Raw genomic sequence first — 20181 nt, 5'->3', positions numbered from 1 at the left:
CCATGGCTGGTGCCACCCGTACACCCACCAACCTCACCCAGGGCGGCAAGACCGACGCCGGCATCGGCGCCTCCACGCTCCGCCCGGACGGCACCCTCAAGGTGACCGGTGAGTTCGCCTACTCCTCGGACATGTGGCACGAGGACATGCTGTGGGGCTTCACGCTCCGCTCCACCGAGGCGCACGCCGAGATCGTCTCGATCGACACCTCCGAGGCGCTGGCGACCTCCGGTGTCTACGCCGTCCTCACCTACGACGACCTGCCCACCGACGTGAAGAACTACGGCCTGGAGATCCAGGACACGCCGGTTCTCGCGCACGGCAAGGTCCGGCACCACGGTGAGCCGGTGGCGCTGGTCGCCGCCGACCACCCGGAGACCGCCCGGCGCGCCGCCGCCAAGATCAAGATCGAGTACCGGCAGCTGCCGCTGGTCACCGACGAGGCGTCGGCGACCGCCGAGGGCGCGCCGCTGGTCCACGAGGGCCGCGACGACCACCACATCGGCCACGTACCGCACCCCAACATCGTCCACCGGCAGCCGATCATCCGCGGAGACGCCGACGAGGCCGCCAAGAAGGCCGATGTCATCGTCTCCGGCGAGTACGTCTTCGGCATGCAGGACCAGGCGTTCCTCGGCCCGGAGTCCGGCCTCGCGGTACCCGGCGAGGACGGCGGTGTCGACCTCTACGTCGCCACCCAGTGGCTGCACTCCGATCTCCGCCAGATCGCCCCGGTCCTCGGCCTGCCCGAGGAGAAGGTGCGGATGACGCTCTCCGGCGTCGGCGGCGCGTTCGGCGGTCGCGAGGACCTGTCGATGCAGATCCACGCCTGCCTCCTGGCGCTGCGCACCGGCAAGCCCGTCAAGATCGTCTACAACCGGTTCGAGTCCTTCTTCGGGCACGTCCACCGGCACCCGGCGAAGCTCTGGTACGAGCACGGCGCCACCAAGGACGGCAAGCTCACCCACCTGAAGTGCCGGATCGTCCTGGACGGCGGCGCCTACGCGTCCGCCTCCCCGGCGGTCGTCGGCAACGCCTCGTCGCTCGCGGTCGGCCCGTACGTCGTCGACGACGTCGAGATCGAGGCCATCGCGCTCTACTCCAACAACCCGCCCTGCGGCGCGATGCGCGGCTTCGGCGCGGTCCAGGCGTGCTTCGCCTACGAGGCGCAGATGGACAAGCTCGCCAAGAAGCTGGGCATGGACCCGGTCGAGTTCCGGCAGCTCAACGCCATGGAGCAGGGCACCATCATGCCGACCGGGCAGCCGGTCGACTCGCCGGCCCCGGTCGCCGAACTCCTCCGGCGCATCAAGGCGATGCCGCTTCCCCCGGAGCAGCAGTGGCTGGCGGCCGGCGAGGGCGCCGACGTCCGGGCGCTGCCCGGCGGCCTGTCCAACACCACGCACGGCGAGGGCGTCGTCCGCGGTGTCGGCTACGCCGTCGGCATCAAGAACGTCGGCTTCTCCGAGGGCTTCGACGACTACTCCACCGCCCGGGTCCGCATGGAGGTGCTGGCCGGTGAGCCGGTCGCCACCGTGCACACCGCGATGGCGGAGGTCGGCCAGGGCGGTGTCACCGTCCACGCCCAGATCGCCCGCACCGAACTCGGCGTCGAGCAGGTCACCATCCACCCCGCCGACACCCAGGTCGGCTCCGCCGGCTCCACCTCCGCCTCCCGGCAGACGTACATGACCGGCGGCGCGGTGAAGAACACCTGCGAGGCGGTGCGCGAGAAGGTCCTGGCGCTGGGCCGCGCCAAGTTCGGCACCTACCACCCCGCGTGGGCCACCGCCGAACTGCTGCTGGAGGGCGGCAAGGTCGTCACCGACGGCGGTGAGGTGCTGGCCGATCTCGTCGACGTCCTGGAGGGCGAGGCGATCGACCTGGAGCTGGAGTTCCGGCACCGGCCCACCGAGGCGTTCGACCTGGTCACCGGCCAGGGCAACGGCCACGTCCAGTACTCCTTCGCGGCCCACCGCGCGGTCGTGGAGGTGGACACCGAGCTCGGCCTGGTCAAGGTCATCGAGCTGGCGGTGGCCCAGGACGTCGGCAAGGCGCTCAACCCGCTGTCCGTCGTCGGCCAGATCCAGGGTGGTACCACCCAGGGCCTGGGCGTGGCGGTCATGGAGGAGATCATCGTCGACCCCAAGACCGCGAAGGTGCGCAACCCCTCCTTCACGGACTACCTCATCCCCACGATTCTCGACACGCCGTCCATCCCGGTCGACGTGCTCGAACTCGCCGACGAGCACGCCCCGTACGGGCTGCGCGGCATCGGCGAGGCCCCCACCCTGTCGTCCACCCCGGCCGTCCTCGCGGCGATCCGGAACGCGATCGGGCTGGAGCTCAACAAGACGCCGGTACGCCCTGAGCACCTCACCGGTACCTAACCGAATACCGCCTGGGGGCCACCCACCTCCAGGCCCGCAAGCCTCCGGGCGGTGCGTTTCAGGGGTGTCCCTGTCCGTCCTCCTCAGCGCACCGTCCGGAGAACTCCCCGCACCACGCAGTCGCTGACCCGCTCCACCGAGGGGCCGGCAGCACCCGTTCGTCTCGGGCCGTCCCCCGGGTCGTGCAGCCGAATATCCATCCCAAATCTCGCATCACCGATGCGAGTGCCCCTGTGAACCTTGGGAGTAAGGCACCATGACCCAGCAGTCCACTGAGCCGTTGACCACGGCGGAAGACGCGGGCGACGGCTCGCGTCAGCCCGCCGGCCGGTCCTGGCTCGACCGGTACTTCCACATCTCCGACAGAGGGTCGACCTTCGCGCGGGAAATGCGCGGCGGCATCACCACCTTCATGGCCATGTGTTACATCCTGCTGCTCAACCCGGTGATTCTGGGTTCGGTACAGGACATCCACAAGAACACCCTCGCGCACGCCGGCCTGGTCACCGCCACCGCGCTCGGCGCCGCGGTCTGCACCCTGCTGATGGGCTTCGTCGGCAAGGTCCCGCTGGCGCTCGCCGCGGGCCTGAACGTCTCCGCGGCCCTGACCACCCAGGTCGTCCCCAACATGACCTGGCCGCAGGCCATGGGCATGTGCGTCATGTACGGCGTCGTCATCTGCCTTCTGGTCGTCACCGGTCTGCGCGAGATGGTCATGAACGCCATACCGCTCGCCCTCAAGCACGCGATCACCATGGGCATCGGCATGTTCGTCGCCCTGATCGGCCTGGTGAAGGCCGGGTTCGTCGGCAAGGGCATCGGCACCCCGGTCACCCTCGGCACCACCGGCAACCTCTCCGGCTGGCCCGTGCTGTTCTTCTGCCTGACCCTGCTGCTGATCTTCATGCTCCAGGCCCGCAAGGTCCCCGGCGCCATCCTCATCGGCATCGTCGTCGGCTCGGTGTTCTCCATCGCCGCCACCAAGCTCGGCGGACTGACCGCCAAGGACTGGGGCGGCACACCTCCGGCGCTGAACGGCAGCGCGGTCTCGATGCCGGACTTCGGGCTCTTCGGCCATGTCCAGTTCGGCGGCTGGGGCTCCATCGGCGCCCTCAGCGTCGGAATGATCGTCTTCACCCTGGTGCTGGCCGGCTTCTTCGACGCCATGGCCACCATCATCGGCGTCGGCACGGAGGCCAAGCTGGCCGACGACAAGGGCCGGATGCCGGGTCTGTCCAAGGCGCTGTTCGTGGACGGCGCCGGCGGTGCCATCGGTGGTCTCACCGGCAGCTCCGGCCAGACCGTGTTCATCGAGTCGGCCAGCGGTGTCGGCGAGGGCGCCCGTACGGGCCTGTCGTCCGTCGTCACCGGTCTGCTCTTCGCGGCCTGCCTGTTCTTCACCCCGGTCACCCAACTCGTGCCGGCCCAGGTGGCCGCCGCCGCTCTTGTCGTCATCGGCTCGATGATGATGAGCGTCGCCAGCCATGTGGACTGGAGCGACCGCGCGGTGTCGATCCCGGTCTTCCTGACCGTCGCCCTGATGCCGTTCACCTACCAGATCACCACCGGCGTCGGTGCCGGCGTCATCGCCTACACCGCCATCAAGGCGGCCCAGGGCAAGTGGCGCGAGATCGGCGGTTTCATGTGGGTGCTGACCGGCATCTTCCTCGTCTACTTCTCGCTCCATCCGATCGAGCAGTGGCTGGGGATCAAGTAACGCCCGCCCACCCCCACTCTCGGCTTTACTCGAGTGGGGACCCCATCCATCCGTAAGGAGACCGACATGCTGGACATCGCCGAAGAGCTGAACCGGTGGGTCGAGCAGGGACGTGCGTTCGCCGTGGCCACTGTCGTGGCCACCAACGGCAGTGCGCCCCGCCAGCCCGGAGCCGCCCTCGCCGTCGACAGCGACGGCACGGCGATCGGGTCGGTCTCCGGAGGCTGTGTGGAGGGAGCGGTCTACGAGCTGTGCCAGGAGGCCCTGGAGACCGGCGAGCCGGTCCTGGAGCGCTTCGGCTACAGCGATGAGGACGCCTTCGCCGTGGGCCTGACCTGCGGCGGCATCATCGACATCCTCATCACACCGGTACAGGTGAGCGCCCCCGGATCCGCTGCGGGCAGCGGATCCGGGGGGACCGTGGTGGACAGCACCGCCGCAACGCTCGCCGCCGCGCTGGCCGCTGCCGCATCGGGGGAGGCGGCGGCGGTCGCGCGGATCATCGAGGGCCCGGCCGAACTGGTCGGCAACGCCCTCCTCGTCCGTCCCGACGGCAGCCGCACCGGCACCCTCGGCGGCCACCCCGCCCTCGACCGCACCGCGGCCGAGGAGGCCCGCGCCCTGCTGGACGCCGGGCGCACCTCGACCCTGGAGATCGGGGTGGAGGGTTCGCGGTGCGGGACGCCGCTCGTCCTCCTCGTCGAATCCTCCGTCCCCGCGCCCCGGATGATCGTCTTCGGCGCCATCGACTTCGCGTCCGCGCTGGTCCGGGTCGGCAAGTTCCTCAACTACCACGTCACCGTCTGCGACGCCCGCCCCGTCTTCGCGACCCGGACCCGCTTCCCGGACGCGGACGAGATCGTCGTCGACTGGCCGCACCGCTACCTCGAATCCCAGGAGCTCGACTCCCGTGCGGTGCTGTGCGTCCTCACCCACGACGCCAAGTTCGACGTCCCGCTGCTGGAGCGGGCGCTCAAGCTCCCGGTCGCCTACGTCGGCGCCATGGGCTCGCGCCGCACCCACCTCGACCGCCAGCAGCGGCTGCGCGACGTCGGCCTCACCGAGATCGAGCTCAACCGGCTCCGCTCGCCCATAGGGCTCGACCTCGGCGCGCGGACGCCCGAGGAGACCGCGCTCTCCATCGCCGCCGAGATCGTCGCCAACCGCCGCGGCGGCACCGGCACTCCGCTGACCGGTGCGCACATCCCCATCCACCACGACACGGCCCGGCCGGTGGGGCGGATCGGGTCGGTGGCCTGAGGGCCGCAGCGGCCCGGAGTCCGGCGGGACTCCGAGCCGGCAGCATCCGCGGGACCGGCGCACCTGACGCCGCCGGCCCCGCGGTCGGGCCTCCGGGCCGCTACGGCACGGGCGCACTGTCCCTCCGGGGGCCGCGCCCGTGCCGTCGCTTTTTTGTAAGGGGCGCTCTGCGCCGGCACGAAAGCGGCTGCGAGAGCCACTGAGGAATCCGCGAAAGCCACGGGGAAAGCCGATGCGAGGACGACCGCTGAACGGCTGCTGAACTGCCGTGAACGCGACACAGCTCACACCGGATAATTGCGGGAACGGGCCGAAAGGACGACGGATCGCTCCGCTGCGTATGGCAGGTATGGAGTCGACGGCGCCCCTCTGCGTGGCGCCCGCCGGTGTCCGCGCGAGCGAGGAGGTGATCGGGATGAGTCCCGAAGGAAGTCCTTGCCGCAGTGATGCCGCGCACTGATCGCCCGCTCTCTCCGGGCCTTCTTCCACGCATCTTCCTGCGCGCTTTCTTCCGCCGGTGATCTGAGGGCGCTTCCCGCTGCCCGCTGATCCGGTTCCGCGGCGCATCTTCCCCATGCGGTTCCCTGCCGCCCCGATCGGTTTCGCGCTGCCCTTTTTCGCAGTAGTCGCCGTAATCGCAGCTATTGCGGTCCTCGCAGTTATTGCAGTTTTCCTTTTCTCTGCGCAGTGGCCATTCCGGCCTGCCCGAAAACGGTCCGACGGAATGCCGCACGATGATTCCGTCGGCCTGTCCTCGGTCATTCCGGCCTGCCCTTCTGCGCCTCAGGAGGTTGTTTCGCCATGACCCGCACGACCAACCTGCTCACCCCGGAGAAGCTCGCTCCGCCGGGCCGCCGCCCCCGCCCGGAGCGGAAGGCCGCCGAGCCGGCGGCCCGCACCCGCCTGGTCGCCGACCGGCTCGCCGAGGTCAGCGCCCGCGCCGCCGACCAGGTCCTCCAGGACCTCGGGAGCACCCCGTGCGGTCTGACGTACGGCGAGGCCGTGGCGCGGCTGGAGCGCGACGGCGCCAATGCCATCGCCCAGGAGAGCGCGCCGCGCTGGTCATCCGGCGGTTCGGCGAGTGGCTGTGACGGCCTGACCGCAGCGCCCCCACCACAGCGCGCTGACCGCATCGCCACCGCCCCGCGTCCCCCGGCCTCACGCGCCGGGGGCCGCGGGCGCGCCGTCCCCGCCGCCGTCACGTCCCGCGGCGTGCGGCAGCCGGCGCACCGCACCGGAGGCCAGCGGCAGCACCGCCGCGACGGCGGAGACCGCCCCGGCCACCGCGGCCACCCGGAAGCCGCCGTACGTCCGGGCGAGCGGCCCCACGCACAACTGCCCCACAGGGATGGCGACATACGACAGCAGATCGTTGTACGACGCGACCCGGGACAGCACGTGCCGGGGGACATGCTCCTGGAGCGAGGTGTCCCAGGCGACGCCCGTGACCGCGACCCCGAGCCCGGCGACGAACGCACCGGCCACCAGCCAGGGAATGCCCAGCCGCGCCCCCAGCACCAGCAGCGGCAACGCGCCCAGTGCGGCGGTCAGCTGCCCGAGCCCGAGCAGCCGCCGGACCGCCAGCCGGTACAGCACCACCCCCGCCGCCAGCAGCCCGGCGCCCCGCACGCTCAGCACCACACCCCAGGCCGCCGCACCGCCGGCCTGCTGCGTCAGCGCCGGCCCCAGGATCTGCCAGGTCCCCGTCTGCACCAGGTTCACGACGAAGAACGACAGCGTCCCCAGCCACACCCACCGGATACGCCGGAACTCCCGCCACCCGTCGCGGATATCGGCCGCCACGCCGGCGCGGCGCCGGGCCGGTGTCCCGCCGCCGAGGGACACCCGTGCCAGGCACCCCGCCGCCACCAGATACGTGAGCGCGTCGAAGGCGATCGCCGGCCCGCTGCCGACCACCACGACGCACCCGCCCGACAGTCCCGGCCCGAGCACCTTGGCCGCATTCCGCACCGATCCCAGCAGCGCGTTCGCCGGCCGCAGCCGCGCGGCGCCGACGAGTTCCGGCACGACACCGCGCAGCGCAGGTGTGGTGAACGCGGCCAGCACCCCGTTCAGGACCTCCAGCCCGGCCACCGGCAGCAGCGCGTAGTGCCCGGTCAGCAGCAGCCCGGCGACCGCGCCCTGGGTGAGCGCCGCGCCCAGATTCGCGGCCACCAGGACCGTCCGGCGCCCGACCCGGTCCGCCGTGGCGCCGCCCACCAGCAGAAAGGCCAGCAGCGGCACCATACGCGCGGCCAGCACGACACCGAGATCGCCGGCACTGCCGGACGAGGCGTCCAGCACCGCGAACGTCAGGGCGACCGGGGCCATCGCACTGCCCAGCAACGACACCGTCTGACCGGCCAGGAACCAGCGGAAGTCCGCTGCGGAGAGGAGGGAGGAGCGCATCCCACGGAGTCTGTGGGCCCCGCCGCGGAACACTATGCTTTCGGCACCAGGCGAAAGAAAGCCGGCTCCGTGCCCCGAGGTGGAGGTCGCGCATGAGCACGCTGCGGCTGAGCCCGCTCGCCCTGTCCCGTTCCCGCTTCGCCCTCTCCCCCCTCGCCGAAACGATCGGGACGACCATCGCCCTCGCCCGGCCCCACCCCGACCCCTGGTTCGCCGCCTGGCGCGCCCGCCACCTCCCGGCCTTCACCGCCGCCCTCGACGCCGACCCGTTCGCCCGGGGACTGACCGGACTGATCAGTTCGACCAAGTGGCTGCCCGGCTTCGTCGCGGTCCCGCCGCCGGACGGTATGCGCACCACCCTCACCCGCGAACTCGCCGCCGTACGTGCCGTATCGGACGACACCTTCCGCGCCGAACTGGAGCCCTCGCTCACCCACAGCTGGCACCACCACGACCTGGACTGGCTCAGCGGACACGGCTGGGGCCCGCGCGCCGCCGACCTCCTCCAGGCCCTGTGGACCGCACACATCGCCGCCGACTGGCCCCGCCGCCGTGCCCTCCTCGAACGCGATGTCGCCTACCGGGCCGGACTCCTCGCCGCCTACGGCTGGCCCCGCGCCCTGGAACAGATGAGCCGGCACAGCACCTGGGTCGGCGCCGACGCCATCCGCTTCAGCAACCGCCCCGGCCCCGAGCGCGTCATCGGTGACGACGGCATGTTCTTCGTCCCGGTCAGCCTGTCCACCGGCACCTGGCTCTGCCAGGGCCCGCCGGGCCACTACGCCCAGGTCTATCCGGCCGGCGGCGCGGCCACCGCGCTCACCCCGGCCCGCCCCCGCCGCGCCCTGGAACGCCTCATCGGCGCCGGCCGCGCCACCATCCTCCACGAACTCGCCCACCCCGCCACCAGCACCGAACTCGCCGCCCGCCTCGGCCAGTCACTCGGCACCATCGGCGGCCATCTGTCCGTACTGCGCGACGCCGGCCTGGTCGTGGGGACGCGGGTGGGGCGACGGGTGGTCTACCGGCGCACGGAGGACGGGGACCGGCTGGCGGGGGACCAGGACACCTGAGCCCTTGCGGACGGCAACTGTCCGCAAGGGCCCGTACTCTCCTCACCATGACGCAGCGCCGCACGGCCCCCGTACTCTCCGCCCGCGCTCTCGGCCGGGCCACCCTGGAACGCCAACTGCTCCTGAAGCGCGTGGAGTCGAGTGCGCTGGAGGCGGTGGAACGGCTGGTCGGGTTGCAGGCGCAGGCGCCCCGGCCGCCGTACGAGGCGCTGGCCGCGCGGCTGGCCGGGTTCCGGCCGGAGGAGCTGTCCGGGCTGCTGGAGAGCCGCCGGGCGGTCCGCATCCCGGTGATGCGGTCCACGATCCATCTGGTCAGCGCCCGGGACGCCGGGGTGCTGCGCGCGCTCACCCGGCAGGTGCACGAGCGCACCCTGCGCGGGAACTTCGCCAAGCGGCTGGCCGGCGCCGACCTGGCCCGGCTCACCGATGCGGCCCGCGCGCTGCTGGAGGAACGGCCGCTGACCTTCGCGGAGTTGGGGGAGCGGTTGCAGGAGGAGTGGCCGGAGCACGAGCGGTGGCCGCTGTCCATGGCGGCCCGGCAGCTGCTGCCGCTGGTGCAGGTCACCCCGCGGGGGCTGTGGGGGCGCAGCGGTCCGGCGGCGCACACGACGCTTGCGGCGTGGCTGGGGGAGCGCCCGGCGGGGGAGCCGGGGGCATCGGCGGAACGGTGCGAGCCCGGCGATCCACGGGCCGCCCTCACCGGCGTACTGCTCCGCTACCTGGCCGCGTTCGGGCCCGCGTCCGTCAAGGACATGCAGACCTGGAGCGGACTGACCCGGCTCCGGGAGATCGTCGAACCCCTCGTGGCCGAGGCCGGCCGGGACCCCCGCCACCCGCGGCTGCGCACCTTCCGGGACGAGAACGGGGTGGAGCTGTTCGACCTGCCCGGCGCGCCGCTGCCGGACCCGGACACCGAGGCGCCGGTGCGCTTCCTCCCGGAGTTCGACAACGTCCTGCTCTCGCACGCGGACCGTACCCGCCTCCTCCCGCCCGCCTACCAGGGACGGACGTGGAGCCGCAACGTCGCCTACCGGGTGCTGCTGGTCGACGGAAGCGTCCGGGGCCTGTGGAGCGTGGAGACCGCGGATGACCGGGCGCGGCTGGTGGTCGAGCCGTTCGCCCCGCTGACCGCCGCCGAGCGGACCGCCGTCGAGGAGGAGGCGGCCGGAGTGCTGCGGACGGCCGCACCGGGCGCGGCGCACGACGTCCGCTACGGGCAGGTCGCACAGGCAACGGGATGACGTGCCCGGCGGGCTCCCGGGGCCCGTGCGGCCGACGTCGTCATCGAGCCGCGGGACGCCGCCCTCCCCGCGAACGGCACTTCCGGCCGAGTGGGGAGGACTACCGAGCCCCCGTCCGCTGCGGGCGCAGCGCCGCCATCACCAGCACGTCGTGCCACTCGCCGTCCCAGTGCAGGGCCTCGCGCAGCCGGCCCTCCAGCACGAACCCGCAGCGCTCGTAGGCGCGCCGGGCGCGGTCGTTGTAGGCGAAGACCTCCAGCTGCACGCGGTGCAGGCCGACCCGTTCGAAGGCGTGGCCGAGGAACAGCCGGATCGCCTCGGAGCCGATGCCGCGGCCGGTGGCGGAGGGGGCCAGAGCGATCCGGAAGCTGCCGTGGGCGTTCGCCGGGTCGATCCGGTTGAGCGCGAGATCGCCCAGGTAGCCGCCGGTCGCCCGGTCCTCGATGGCGAGGTCCAACCGGTCCGTGCGGGCACCGCACTCGGCGATCCAGGCGCGCAACTCCGCAAGGCTCCAGTCCTGGTGGGTGCCGGTCAGCCGGCGGGTCTCCAGGTCCTGGACCGTGGCGTGGAAGGCGGTCGCATGCCGGTCCGACAGCGGGACCAGCCGGATCCGGTCACCGGCCAGCACCGGTTTCTCGGCGAGCGCCGTCGTGTCGATCATGCGGGCATGATGGCCGGGCCGCGGCCGGCCGGGCAAGGGAATTGAGCGTCGGCCGGCGCGGTTGGGACGGACAGGCCCCAGGGGGCCGGGGAGGGGCGGGTGTGGAGCTGCGGCAGGTGCGGTATTTCGTCATGGTCGCGCAGGAGCTGCATTTCGGGCGGGCCGCGGACCGGCTGCACATCGTGCAGTCGGCGGTCAGCCAGCAGGTCCGGCGGCTCGAACGGGAGCTGCGGACCGAGCTGTTCGACCGGTCGGCGCGCCAGGTGCGGCTCACAGCGGCCGGCGAGCGGTTCCTCCCGGAAGCGCGGGCGCTGCTCGCCGCCGAGGAGCGCGCCCGCGCCGTCGTCGCCGAACTGGCCGTGGCCCGCGCCACCACGCTCCGCCTGGGGACGAGCACGGGCCTGGGCGCCCATCTCGACCGGGTACTCGACGCGCTCGCCGGCACCGCGCCGGAGATCGGCGTGGAGCTGGTCGCCGGCCGGACCCAGGAGCGGCTCGACCGGGTCGCGGCCCGCGAGCTGGACGCGGCGTTCCTCCGCGGCGAGGCGGCCGACGCCGGCCGGGACGGGCTGCGTTACGTCCCGCTCTGGCAGGACCCGCTGGTCGCGGTCGTCCCGGCCCGGCATCCGCTCGCCGCCTCGCCGGGCACCATCGCGCTCGCCGACCTCGCGGGCGTACCGCTGGTGCTGACCGACCGCCGGAACAACCGGGCACTGGTCGACCTGGTCGTCACCGCCTGCCACACCGCCGGGTTCGAACCGCCGCCGGGCCCCAGGTACGGTTCGCTGGACGACACCTTGACCGCGATCGGCGCCTGCGGCTCCGCCGAGGGCATGTGGACGGTCGTCTACGAGGCGCACGCCCGCCGGCTGAGCACGCCCCGGGTGGCGTATCTACCGTTCCGCAACCCCGGGATGGAGCTCACCACGTATCTCGCGGTCCGCCGCACCGACCCGCCACCCGGGCTGGAAGCGCTGCTCCGGGCCTGCGCGACCCGCGCCGCCACCGCCGACCCCGGCTCGTGACCTGCGGCGTTGCTTCCGATCTCGATTCGCGATCGCTGCGTGCGCGATCAGCTTCTTGGTCACCGGACCCGTTCGCGATGGACTGGGGTCACCCCGGCGAGCCACCCGGAACCCGGGGCGGCCGGTATCCCGACGGATATCCCAACGGCCGCCGCTCGCCACCGAGTTGAGGAGTACGGACATGCCCATCGTCACCGTTCAGCAGGGTCCCCGCAGCGTCGAGCTGAAGCGGGAGCTGGTCAAGCAGATCACCGACGCGTTCGTGGACGCGTACCGGATTCCCGCCGAGACCGTGCAGGTCTGGATCCAGGAGTACCCGGCCGACAGCTGGGGCGCGGCGGGGAAGCTCACCGCCGACAAGTAGCCCCAGGCAGCCGCCGCGCAGGGGGACGGGCCGGCGCCCCCGTCCCCCTACGGCAGCGCCCCCGCCCGTCGGGCCGCCACCACCGCCTGCATCCGCGAGTGCACCCCCAACTTCCGCATGCACGACCGCAGATACCCCTTCACCGTCTCCGGGCGCAGCCCCAGCCACTCCGCCGCCTGCGCGTTGGTCGCCCCGGCCGCGACCTGGGTCAGCACATCCACCTCCCGCGGCGTCAGCACCGGCCCCGCGCCGAGTGCGCCGCCGCCGGTCCCGCGGTCCCCGCCGGGCCGCCCCGCCGCCGCGAGCCGCCCGCAGGCCGCCAGCAGCTCGTGCCGGAGCAGCGGATCGGTGACCCGCCGGGCCAGCGCCCGCAGTTCGCCGTGCGCCTCGCGGACCTCCTCCCACACCGCCGGACCGGCGGTGGCCGACGGGGGGCCGCCCTCTTCTTCGCGAGCCCGGGGGCGGGCCGCCGCCAGCAGCCGGGCCGCCTCCTCCCGGAGCAGCAGCGTCTGCTCCAGTTCCCGCGCCGCCTCCATGGCGGCGGACAACGGCCGGTCCCCGAGCCGGACGGGCTGCCGCAGCGCCCCGTACAGCACCCCGCGCACCCGGCGCCGGACGACCACCGGCACCGCAAGCACCGAGCGCAGGCCCTCGGCCGCCACCGCCGCGTCGTACTCATGGCTGATCACCGGCGAGACCTCGTAGTCGTGCACCGCGAACGGCCGGCACAGCGCCACCGCCTTCCCACCCAGCCCGTTGCCCCGGAGGATGTCCAACCCGCGCAGCACGGTGGTCGCCGTACCGGCCAGCTCGCCGATGCGGAAGCGGCCCGTACCGGCCGGCAACCCGCCGAACGCCACCGGCAGTCCGCTGGCCCGCCGCAGCTGTGACAGCGCCGCCGCCACGTCAACGGAATCACTCGCCCCCGACTCGCGCCGCACGCCGATACCTCCGCTTCCCCCCATTAGGGGGTGGTGAGACCTGCGCCACTGATTACACGATGGCAGCAGGCGTTGCGGCAATGATGAGGACAGTGCGGACGGCGGACGGTGGACCGCGAACGACGGGACCGGGGCACGGGACGGAGGGCGATCCCCGTCGACCACCCCGCTCCCGCTCCCTCTCCGCCGCTCGGCCGTGACATGTGTTTGTTCCGGATACAGGAGAGAACATGCGGACACCGATGACGATCGCGGACTTCCTCGACCGGGCCGAGCTGGGGTTCCGGGACGGCCCCGGCGTGGTCGACGAGCCGCATCAGCCCGCCCCGCCGGTGCCCGAGTCGACGTACGGGCGGTTCGCCGAACGCGTCCGCGCCTGGCAGGCGGGACTGGACGCCCTCGGGGTCGGCGAGGGCGAGCGGGTGGCGGTGGCCGGCCACAATTCGGCACGCATGCTGGAGCTGCTGTTCGCGGTACCGATGAGTGGCCGCATCTGCGTTCCGGTGAACTTCCGCCTCAAGCCCGACGAAGTCGACTACGTGGTCCGGCAGAGCGGCTCCTCCGTCCTCCTCGTCGACCCGGACCTGGACGACGCGCTCTCCGGCGTCAAGGCGCGCCACCGCTTCGTCCTCGGCGAGCAGACCGACCACGACGTGATGCGGTTCGGCGCCGAGCCGCGCCCCTGGTCGCACCCGGACGAGGACGCCACCGCCACGATCAACTACACCTCGGGCACCACCGCCCGCCCCAAGGGCGTGCAGCTGACCCACCGCAACATCTGGGTCAACGGCATGGTCTTCGGCCTGCACACACGGGTGTGGGAGGGCGATGTCTACCTGCACACGCTGCCGATGTTCCACTGCAACGGCTGGGGAATGCCGTATGTGACGGCCGGTCTCGGCGTGAAGCAGGTGGCGCTGCGCAAGGTCGACGGAACCGAGATCCTCCGCCGCGTCGAGGAGCACGGCGTCACGATGATGTGCGGCGCGCCCGCGGTGTGGAACCTGGTCCTGGACGCGGCGGCGCACTGGGACGGCGGGATCCCGGGACGTGACCGGGTACGGCTCATCTGCGCCGGCGCCCCGCCGCCGACCCGGACCATCCGGCGCGTGGAGGAGGAACTGGGCTGGGAGTTCACCCAGCTCTACGGCCTGACCGAGACCTCGCCGCTGCTCACCTTCAACCGCACCCGGCCCGCCGACGCGCACCTCCCCGCCGAGGAGCGCGCCCGCAAACTCTCCCGCGCGGGCCTGCCCGCCCTCGGCGTCAAGCTGAAGGTCTCGGACTCCGGCGAGGTGCTGGCCCGCTCGAACACGGTGCTGGACGGGTACTGGGAGAAGCCCGAGGAGACGGCGGAGGCGTTGGAGGACGGCTGGTTCCACACCGGTGACGGCGGCAGCCTCGACCCCGCCGACGGCCATCTGACGATCTCCGACCGGAAGAAGGACGTGATCATCACCGGCGGCGAGAACGTCTCGTCGATCGAGGTGGAGGACGCGATCTTCAGCCACCCGGCAGTCGCCGAGGTCGCCGTCATCGGCGTACCGCACGAGAAGTGGGGCGAGACGATCAAGGCCCTGGTCGTCCTCGCCGAGGGCGCGACGGCCCAGGAGTCCGACATCATCGCGCACTGCAAGCAGCGCATGGCCGGCTACAAGGCCCCGACATCCGTGGAGTTCCGCGACTCCATCCCCCGCACGGCCACCGGCAAGATCCAGAAGTTCAAGCTCCGCCGGCCGTACTGGTCGGGGCTCGAACGGGGGGTCAACTAGCGCATGGCGTTCGCCGTATCGCGTACGGAGAAGGCAGCCGTCTTCGGTGCGGATCAGCCAGGACACCGAAGCCGTGGTGGAGGAGGTGAACGAAGAGCTGCGCGCGCTCGATCCCGCGGCCTTCGCCGATGAGCAGCGGCTGTGGCCGAGATGCCCGAGCGCCTCGCCTGGTACCGGTGACGGGTCGCTGCCGGGGCACGGCGGGGCGGCCCGGCGAGCGCCCTGCCCCTCAACAGGCGCCGGAACGCGGCCCGTTGCACGGCCGAGTGCCGAGGGCGGCCGATGGCCGGCGGCCGGCGGAGGGTGCGCCGGCCAGGGGCGAACTGACCTCCGTGGTGCGAAAGGGCGGGCGAGTCAGGGGCCTTTCGGGCACGGGGGACGCCATGCTGTACGAGCGCGCGGTGGATGTTCCCGGAGTGACGCGTCCTCTCCGGTGGGCAGCCTTGCGGGTGCAGTGCAGCGATGGCCGACGTCGGGCTTCTGGGAGTGGTGGATGACCGCATGGGTGGATGTGTCGGACGAGGTACCCCCGGAGGGCGGAATGCTGCTTCCGCCCCTTGAGGCCAGGGGATTCGCCGACCTGCCGAAGACCGTCTCCGGCGAGATCCGCCGTACCGCCCTGCGCGCAGGCCGTGCGCAGGGCCACGGCGGCGCCGCGTACCGGAAGGAGAACCAGCGATGAGCAGTCAGCCGCAGACCGAGCTGTCGTACGCGAGCGGGGCGGCGGACCGTCCGCTGCTCGGCCGGACCATCGGGGCCGACCTGGCCCGCACCATCGCCCGCTTCGGGGAGCGCGAGGCGCTGGTGGAGGTGGCCGGGGACCGCCGCTGGACGTATGCGGAACTGGGCCGGGCGGTCGACGAGGTGGCGCTCGGGCTGCTCGCCAAGGGCGTGGGCAAGGGCGACCGGGTGGGCATCTGGGCGCCCAACTGCGCCGAGTGGGTTCTCGTCCAGTACGCCGCCGCGCGCATCGGCGCGATCCTCGTGAACGTCAACCCGGCCTACCGCGTACACGAGTTGGCGTATGTGCTCCAGCAGGCCGGGGTCAGCGTGCTGGTCTCCGCCGTCGCGCACAAGGCGAGCGACTACCGGCGGATGATCGAGCAGGTGCGGGCCGAATGCCCGGCGCTGCGCGATGTGGTGTACATCGGCGACCCGACCTGGGGCGGGCTGCTGGCCGCCGGTGCCGCGGTACCGCACACCCGGCTCGCCGAGTGCGAGAAGGCGCTGACCGCCGACGACCCGGTCAACATCCAGTACACCTCCGGCACCACCGGCTTCCCCAAGGGCGCCACCCTCTCGCACCACAACATCCTCAACAACGGCTACTGGGTCGCCGAGACCATCGCGTACACCGAGCACGACCGGGTGTGCCTGCCTGTGCCCTTCTACCACTGCTTCGGCATGGTGATGGGCAACCTCGGCGTCACCTCGCACGGGGGCTGCATCGTCATCCCGGCGCCCGCCTTCGACGCCGCCACCACCCTCCGGGCCGTCCAGGACGAGCGCTGCACGGCGCTCTACGGCGTCCCCACCATGTTCATCGCCGAACTGAACCTCCCGGACTTCGCCGACTACGACCTCTCCTCCCTCCGCACCGGCATCATGGCCGGCTCGCCGTGTCCGGAGGAGGTGATGAAGCGGGTGCTCACCGAGATGCACATGCCGGAGGTGTCCATCTGCTACGGCATGACCGAGACCTCGCCGGTCTCCACCCAGACCCGGCGGGACGACGACCTGGAGCACCGCACCGCGACCGTCGGGCGGGTGCTGCCGCACATCGAGGTCAAGGTCGTCGACCCGGCGAGCGGGGTGACCGTGCCGCGCGGCACCCCGGGCGAACTGTGCACCCGGGGCTACAGCGTGATGCTCGGCTACTGGGAGGAGCCACAGCGCACCGCCGAGGTCATCGACCCGGCCCGCTGGATGCACACCGGCGATCTCGCGGTGATGAACGACGACGGGTACGTGCGGATCGTCGGCCGCATCAAGGACATGATCATCAGGGGCGGTGAGAACGTCTACCCGCGGGAGATCGAGGAGTTCCTCTACTCCCACCCCAAGATCGCCGACGTCCAGATCGTCGGCGTCCCGGACGAGAAGTACGGCGAGGAGATCGCCGCCTGCGTCATCCTCCGCGACCCCGAAGACCCGCTCACCCGCGATGAGTTGGCCCGCTACTGCCGCTCCCGGCTCGCGCACTTCAAGGTGCCGCGCCATCTGGAGATCGTCGACGCCTTCCCCATGACGGTCAGCGGCAAGGTCCGCAAGATCGAGCTCCGGGAGCAGCTGGCCCGGCGGCTGGGGAAGGCGGAGCGGCCGGAGCGGGCGGACCGGCCCCCGCGGCAGGCGGGCAGGCTGGGCCGGGCCGGGAAGGCGTGACGGGCCGACCGGGCGGGGCCGGCGCGGCCCGCGGGCGACGTGGCCGCGCCGGCTCGGGCGTACGGACGGTCTTGGGCGGCAACACGGGCCGCCCGGAAGGGTGTTCGGGGGGTTGGCATCCTGCCGCGCCACGGGCCGGCCCGCGGCGCGCGGGGCGGGGGTGCCGTCGGTTCCGGGCGGTGCGGCCGATAGGGTCCTGACCTGGCTCGTTCGGCCGCACCGGGCCGCGGGCCAGGCCGCGAAACAGGCCAAACGCCAGGCCGACCACCAGGCCGGAAATCCTGCCAGGAATCCGGTCAAGAGGGGAATTCCATGACCCGTATTGCTCGTTGGGCGACCACTGCCGCCGCCGTGGCCGCCGCTCTGGGGAGCTTCGCCGCCCCCGCCTATGCCGATGTCGTCCAGCCCGGCAGCCCGGACGGCCCCACCCGAGAGGTGCTCACCGCCGGCTGTGAGAGCGGCGTCGACGCGGCGACCGTGGCGCCGACGGTGGTGGACGCCGACAGCGCCGCCGGCTTCTACCGCTGCGATCCCGTCACCCACCGCGTGGCGGCCGAGCAGGGGCGCGTGACCTGTGCCCCCGGCGGACTCTTCGACTGGTCGCGGGGCCTGTGCGAACCGGCCGCCGCCGTACCGGAGATGGCGACCCGGCTGACCGCCGGGAAGGCCACCCTGTCGACGAAGCCGCTGAAGGTCATCGGTCTGCACGCCACCCTGGTCCGGGCCCGGAACGCCGGCCCGGAGGACGCCGTCTGGAACGCGACCATCACCTTCAAGGACACCACCGGCAAGGTGCTGTGCGTGGCCAGGACCAACGCCGCCGGGCGGGCGTCCTGCACCGCCGACAAGCCGCGCTCCGGCGCCGATGTGCTCATGGGCGGCTACACCGCCGAGTACGCCGGCAACGGTGCGGTCGACGGCCGCTACGCCACCGTGGCCCCGGCCACCGCCCAGGGCGGCATCCGCGCCGTCCTGCCGCCGCGGGGCTGATGGCCCGTCAGCGCGCGGTGGCGCCGCCGAGCCGGAGGTAGTCCCACGGGTCATGCGCGTTGAGGACCGTCACCGGTTCCCCGGCCGTCCCGCGCGCCGCGATGTCCCGCAGTCGCTCCTGATCGGCGATCCGCAGCTCCTCGTCCACCCGGGCGTCCAGCTGGACCAGATCCAGCAGGGGATGCGGCTGCGGGGCATCCGCGGCGATCTCGCGGTGGTGGAAGTACGCGTCCCCCGCGTGCAGCAGCCACCCGCCGCCGTCCCGGACCGCGAACCCGGCATGCCCGGCGCTGTGCCCGCCCAGCGGCAGGATCAGCAACTCGGCCGACACGCCGGACAGTTGCCGCACTCCGGCGAACCCGGCCCAGGCGTCTCCCGCGCCGCCCGCCGTGTCGTAGGTCTCCCAGCGCGGGCCGTGCGCCCAGTGCGCGGGCCGGTAGCGGCGGCTGGGCGCCTGCTCGCGTGCGGCCGTCAGCTCGGCGGCCATCAGATGCACCCGCGCCTCGGGGAAGTCCGGCAGCCCGCCGCAGTGGTCCACATCGAGGTGGGTCAGGGCGATGTGTCGTACGTCCGCGGCGCGGTACCCGAGCCGTTCGATCTGCCGCAACGCCGACTCCGCCGGGCGGAGTTCGGGCCGGCACAGCTCCACCCACTCCGCGTCGAGGGAGTCGAGCGGGCGGCGGACGTCGTCGGTGCCCAGGCCGGTCTCGATCAGCACCAGCCCGGCCCGCCGGGTCTCCACCAGCAGGCAGTAGCAGACGGTGTGCAGCGGCGGCGGGCCGTCGTAGGTGGCCTCGATCATCAGCATCGAGCCGCAGTTGAGGTGGTGGACCGTGGTGGCGGTCATGGTGCGCTCGCTCTCTGTGCGGCGATCGCGCCGATACGGCGGGCGACCGCGTGGACGGCGGCGGTGTCGCGGCGCACCCGTGGCAGCAGCGCGCCCTGCAACGAGGACATCGCCAGATCGGCGGTCTCCCGGGCGTCCGGCTCGGAAAGGCCCCAGGCGCACAGCTGCTCGGTGAGTCCCGACAGCCAGAGTTCGTAGGTCTGCCGGCAGGCGTCGTGGATCGGCCCGGCGTCGCCGGCCTCCTCCAGGGCGACGGTGGCGACGGGGCAGCCGTCGCGGTAGTCGGACTCCTCCAGGATCCGGGCGAACAGCGCGCCGAGGGCGGCGAACGCCTCGGCCGGGCCGGGCGCGCCGGCCATCGCCTCGGCCATCCGCGCGCCCGTCCCGGCGCCGGCCAGTGCCATCGCCTCGGCCGCCAACTGCTCCTTGCCCTGCGGGAAGTGGAAGTAGAGCGAGCCCTTGGGGGCGCCGCTTTCGGCCAGTACCTGGTTGAGGCCGGTCGCGCCGTAGCCCTGCCGCCGGAAGAGATCGGCGGCGGTGCGCAGGATCCGGGCACGGGTTTCTCCGCGGGATCAGGACGCCATACGAGGACACTGGACCGACCGGTCTGGAGAGTTCAAGGGGTGGGCGGGCCACCGGAGTTCGCGGTCGGTCAGCGCCGTTCGCCCGGCCAGTCGAGCAGCAGCCGCTGGGCGCGGGGGAGCGAGGCGACGACGAGGTCGTAGGAGTCCTCGATCATGTCCCGGACGAGCCGGTCGGCAAGGCCGCCGGTCAGTGAAACGGTGTTCCAGTGGCGCTTGTTGAGGTGGTAGCCGGGCACCACCTCCGGGTGCGCCGCCCGCAGCCGCTCGGCCAGTTCCGGGTCGCACTTCAGGCTGACGGTCAGCGGCCGTGCGTCCAGCGTCGTCAGCGCGAAGATCTTGCCGCCGACCTTGAACGTCGAGACCTCCGGGTGCCGGGGGAACGGGAATTCCTCGGTCGCGCCGTTGAAGTCGAGGCAGAAGGAGCGGAGGGCTTTCGCATCGATCATGCGGTCATTATGGCTGCGGCCTTGACATGACCCGGCTCGAACGCCGCGGGCCGTCCGACGGGCGCGCGGAACGCGGTGG

General features: G+C 72.6%; 17 protein-coding genes and 1 pseudogene. 11 read left to right on the top strand and 7 right to left on the bottom strand.

The features are described from left to right. The first annotated feature begins 2 nt into the window (after nt 1–2). From IEZ17_RS03525 to IEZ17_RS03515, 3 genes are all read left to right on the top strand, one after another. Nucleotides 3–2390 carry a xanthine dehydrogenase family protein molybdopterin-binding subunit gene (locus IEZ17_RS03525; protein ID WP_189296295.1) on the top strand — a complete coding sequence of 796 codons (2388 nt, stop codon included), beginning with the start codon at nt 3–5 and terminating at the stop codon, nt 2388–2390. 256 nt (nt 2391–2646) lie between these two features. Continuing rightward, entirely contained in the window at nt 2647–4107 is a 1461-nt protein-coding gene (locus IEZ17_RS03520) for an NCS2 family permease (RefSeq protein ID WP_189296293.1), read from the top strand. Nucleotides 4108–4173: 66 nt separating this feature from the next. Continuing rightward, on the top strand, nt 4174–5367 hold the full coding sequence (locus IEZ17_RS03515) for an XdhC family protein (protein WP_189296292.1): 1194 nt from the start codon (nt 4174–4176) through the stop codon (nt 5365–5367). Nucleotides 5368–6525: 1158 nt separating this feature from the next. On the opposite strand, the gene IEZ17_RS03510 is transcribed toward IEZ17_RS03515, so the two are convergent. Then, complete coding sequence (locus tag IEZ17_RS03510) at nt 6526–7776, bottom strand: MFS transporter (protein WP_189296290.1); 1251 nt, start codon at nt 7774–7776, stop codon at nt 6526–6528. 92 nt (nt 7777–7868) lie between these two features. Between IEZ17_RS03510 and IEZ17_RS03505 the strand changes: the two genes are divergently transcribed. Both IEZ17_RS03505 and IEZ17_RS03500 read left to right on the top strand, forming a co-directional pair. Then, complete coding sequence (locus IEZ17_RS03505) at nt 7869–8849, top strand: winged helix-turn-helix domain-containing protein (RefSeq protein WP_189296288.1); 981 nt, start codon at nt 7869–7871, stop codon at nt 8847–8849. 47 nt (nt 8850–8896) lie between these two features. After that, nucleotides 8897–10090: a winged helix DNA-binding domain-containing protein gene (locus IEZ17_RS03500; protein ID WP_189296287.1), complete on the top strand. Its 1194-nt coding sequence runs from the start codon at nt 8897–8899 to the stop codon at nt 10088–10090. A gap of 100 nt (nt 10091–10190) precedes the next feature. Here the strand turns inward: IEZ17_RS03500 and IEZ17_RS03495 are convergent, their stop codons facing one another. Further along, nucleotides 10191–10751 (bottom strand): GNAT family N-acetyltransferase, encoded by a 561-nt coding sequence (locus tag IEZ17_RS03495; protein WP_189296286.1) that lies wholly within the window; start codon nt 10749–10751, stop codon nt 10191–10193. Nucleotides 10752–10852: 101 nt separating this feature from the next. On the opposite strand from IEZ17_RS03495, the gene IEZ17_RS03490 reads away from it, so the two are divergent. Both IEZ17_RS03490 and dmpI read left to right on the top strand, forming a co-directional pair. Continuing rightward, nucleotides 10853–11776, top strand: coding sequence for a LysR family transcriptional regulator (locus tag IEZ17_RS03490; protein WP_189296284.1), 924 nt, complete (start codon nt 10853–10855; stop codon nt 11774–11776). A gap of 181 nt (nt 11777–11957) precedes the next feature. Then, entirely contained in the window at nt 11958–12140 is a 183-nt protein-coding gene (gene dmpI, locus IEZ17_RS03485) for a 4-oxalocrotonate tautomerase DmpI (protein WP_189296282.1), read from the top strand. Nucleotides 12141–12187: 47 nt separating this feature from the next. Here dmpI and IEZ17_RS03480 read toward each other — a convergent pair whose 3' ends face one another. After that, nucleotides 12188–13105, bottom strand: coding sequence for a helix-turn-helix transcriptional regulator (locus IEZ17_RS03480; RefSeq protein ID WP_189296280.1), 918 nt, complete (start codon nt 13103–13105; stop codon nt 12188–12190). A 206-nt stretch (nt 13106–13311) separates the two neighbouring features. On the opposite strand from IEZ17_RS03480, the gene IEZ17_RS03475 reads away from it, so the two are divergent. The 4 genes from IEZ17_RS03475 to IEZ17_RS03460 all read left to right on the top strand — a co-directional run bounded on the left by IEZ17_RS03475 (nt 13312) and on the right by IEZ17_RS03460 (nt 18225). After that, on the top strand, nt 13312–14853 hold the full coding sequence (locus IEZ17_RS03475) for an AMP-binding protein (RefSeq protein WP_189296278.1): 1542 nt from the start codon (nt 13312–13314) through the stop codon (nt 14851–14853). A gap of 493 nt (nt 14854–15346) precedes the next feature. Next, nucleotides 15347–15535: a hypothetical protein gene (locus IEZ17_RS03470; RefSeq protein WP_189296276.1), complete on the top strand. Its 189-nt coding sequence runs from the start codon at nt 15347–15349 to the stop codon at nt 15533–15535. Continuing rightward, entirely contained in the window at nt 15532–17235 is a 1704-nt protein-coding gene (locus IEZ17_RS03465) for an AMP-binding protein (protein WP_229851782.1), read from the top strand. Before IEZ17_RS03470 ends, IEZ17_RS03465 begins: the two co-directional genes overlap by 4 nt. Before the next feature lie 312 nt (nt 17236–17547). Beyond that, on the top strand, nt 17548–18225 hold the full coding sequence (locus IEZ17_RS03460) for a hypothetical protein (protein WP_189296273.1): 678 nt from the start codon (nt 17548–17550) through the stop codon (nt 18223–18225). 7 nt (nt 18226–18232) lie between these two features. Here IEZ17_RS03460 and IEZ17_RS03455 read toward each other — a convergent pair whose 3' ends face one another. The 4 genes and pseudogenes from IEZ17_RS03455 to IEZ17_RS03445 form a co-directional block, all read right to left on the bottom strand. Then, nucleotides 18233–19072 (bottom strand): MBL fold metallo-hydrolase, encoded by an 840-nt coding sequence (locus IEZ17_RS03455; RefSeq protein WP_189296271.1) that lies wholly within the window; start codon nt 19070–19072, stop codon nt 18233–18235. Next, nucleotides 19069–19491, bottom strand: a complete 423-nt coding sequence (locus IEZ17_RS03450; protein WP_229851779.1) for an LmrA/YxaF family transcription factor — start codon at nt 19489–19491, stop codon at nt 19069–19071. The genes IEZ17_RS03455 and IEZ17_RS03450 overlap by 4 nt, the downstream gene beginning before the upstream one ends. Beyond that, nucleotides 19492–19617 (bottom strand): annotated as a pseudogene (locus tag IEZ17_RS44345) (TetR family transcriptional regulator); the annotation flags it as partial. Between the two features lie 107 nt (nt 19618–19724). After that, nucleotides 19725–20102, bottom strand: a complete 378-nt coding sequence (locus tag IEZ17_RS03445; protein ID WP_189296269.1) for an MmcQ/YjbR family DNA-binding protein — start codon at nt 20100–20102, stop codon at nt 19725–19727. Nucleotides 20103–20181 lie beyond the last annotated feature (79 nt).

It is taken from the genome of Streptomyces albospinus, assembly GCF_014648695.1.
In the GTDB taxonomy this organism is placed as follows: Bacteria; Actinomycetota; Actinomycetes; order Streptomycetales; family Streptomycetaceae; genus Streptomyces; species Streptomyces albospinus.
This window is presented reverse-complemented; position numbering and strand designations above follow the sequence as displayed.

Coding starts and splice junctions, on each gene's coding strand:
- IEZ17_RS03525 (WP_189296295.1), top strand. CDS start 3: ATGGCTGGTGCCACCCGTACACCCACCAACCTCACCCAGGGCGGCAAG.
- IEZ17_RS03520 (WP_189296293.1), top strand. CDS start 2,647: ATGACCCAGCAGTCCACTGAGCCGTTGACCACGGCGGAAGACGCGGGC.
- IEZ17_RS03515 (WP_189296292.1), top strand. CDS start 4,174: ATGCTGGACATCGCCGAAGAGCTGAACCGGTGGGTCGAGCAGGGACGT.
- IEZ17_RS03510 (WP_189296290.1), bottom strand. CDS start 7,776: ATGCGCTCCTCCCTCCTCTCCGCAGCGGACTTCCGCTGGTTCCTGGCC.
- IEZ17_RS03505 (WP_189296288.1), top strand. CDS start 7,869: ATGAGCACGCTGCGGCTGAGCCCGCTCGCCCTGTCCCGTTCCCGCTTC.
- IEZ17_RS03500 (WP_189296287.1), top strand. CDS start 8,897: ATGACGCAGCGCCGCACGGCCCCCGTACTCTCCGCCCGCGCTCTCGGC.
- IEZ17_RS03495 (WP_189296286.1), bottom strand. CDS start 10,751: ATGATCGACACGACGGCGCTCGCCGAGAAACCGGTGCTGGCCGGTGAC.
- dmpI (WP_189296282.1), top strand. CDS start 11,958: ATGCCCATCGTCACCGTTCAGCAGGGTCCCCGCAGCGTCGAGCTGAAG.
- IEZ17_RS03480 (WP_189296280.1), bottom strand. CDS start 13,105: ATGGGGGGAAGCGGAGGTATCGGCGTGCGGCGCGAGTCGGGGGCGAGT.
- IEZ17_RS03475 (WP_189296278.1), top strand. CDS start 13,312: ATGCGGACACCGATGACGATCGCGGACTTCCTCGACCGGGCCGAGCTG.
- IEZ17_RS03470 (WP_189296276.1), top strand. CDS start 15,347: ATGACCGCATGGGTGGATGTGTCGGACGAGGTACCCCCGGAGGGCGGA.
- IEZ17_RS03465 (WP_229851782.1), top strand. CDS start 15,532: ATGAGCAGTCAGCCGCAGACCGAGCTGTCGTACGCGAGCGGGGCGGCG.
- IEZ17_RS03460 (WP_189296273.1), top strand. CDS start 17,548: ATGACCCGTATTGCTCGTTGGGCGACCACTGCCGCCGCCGTGGCCGCC.
- IEZ17_RS03455 (WP_189296271.1), bottom strand. CDS start 19,072: ATGACCGCCACCACGGTCCACCACCTCAACTGCGGCTCGATGCTGATG.
- IEZ17_RS03445 (WP_189296269.1), bottom strand. CDS start 20,102: ATGATCGATGCGAAAGCCCTCCGCTCCTTCTGCCTCGACTTCAACGGC.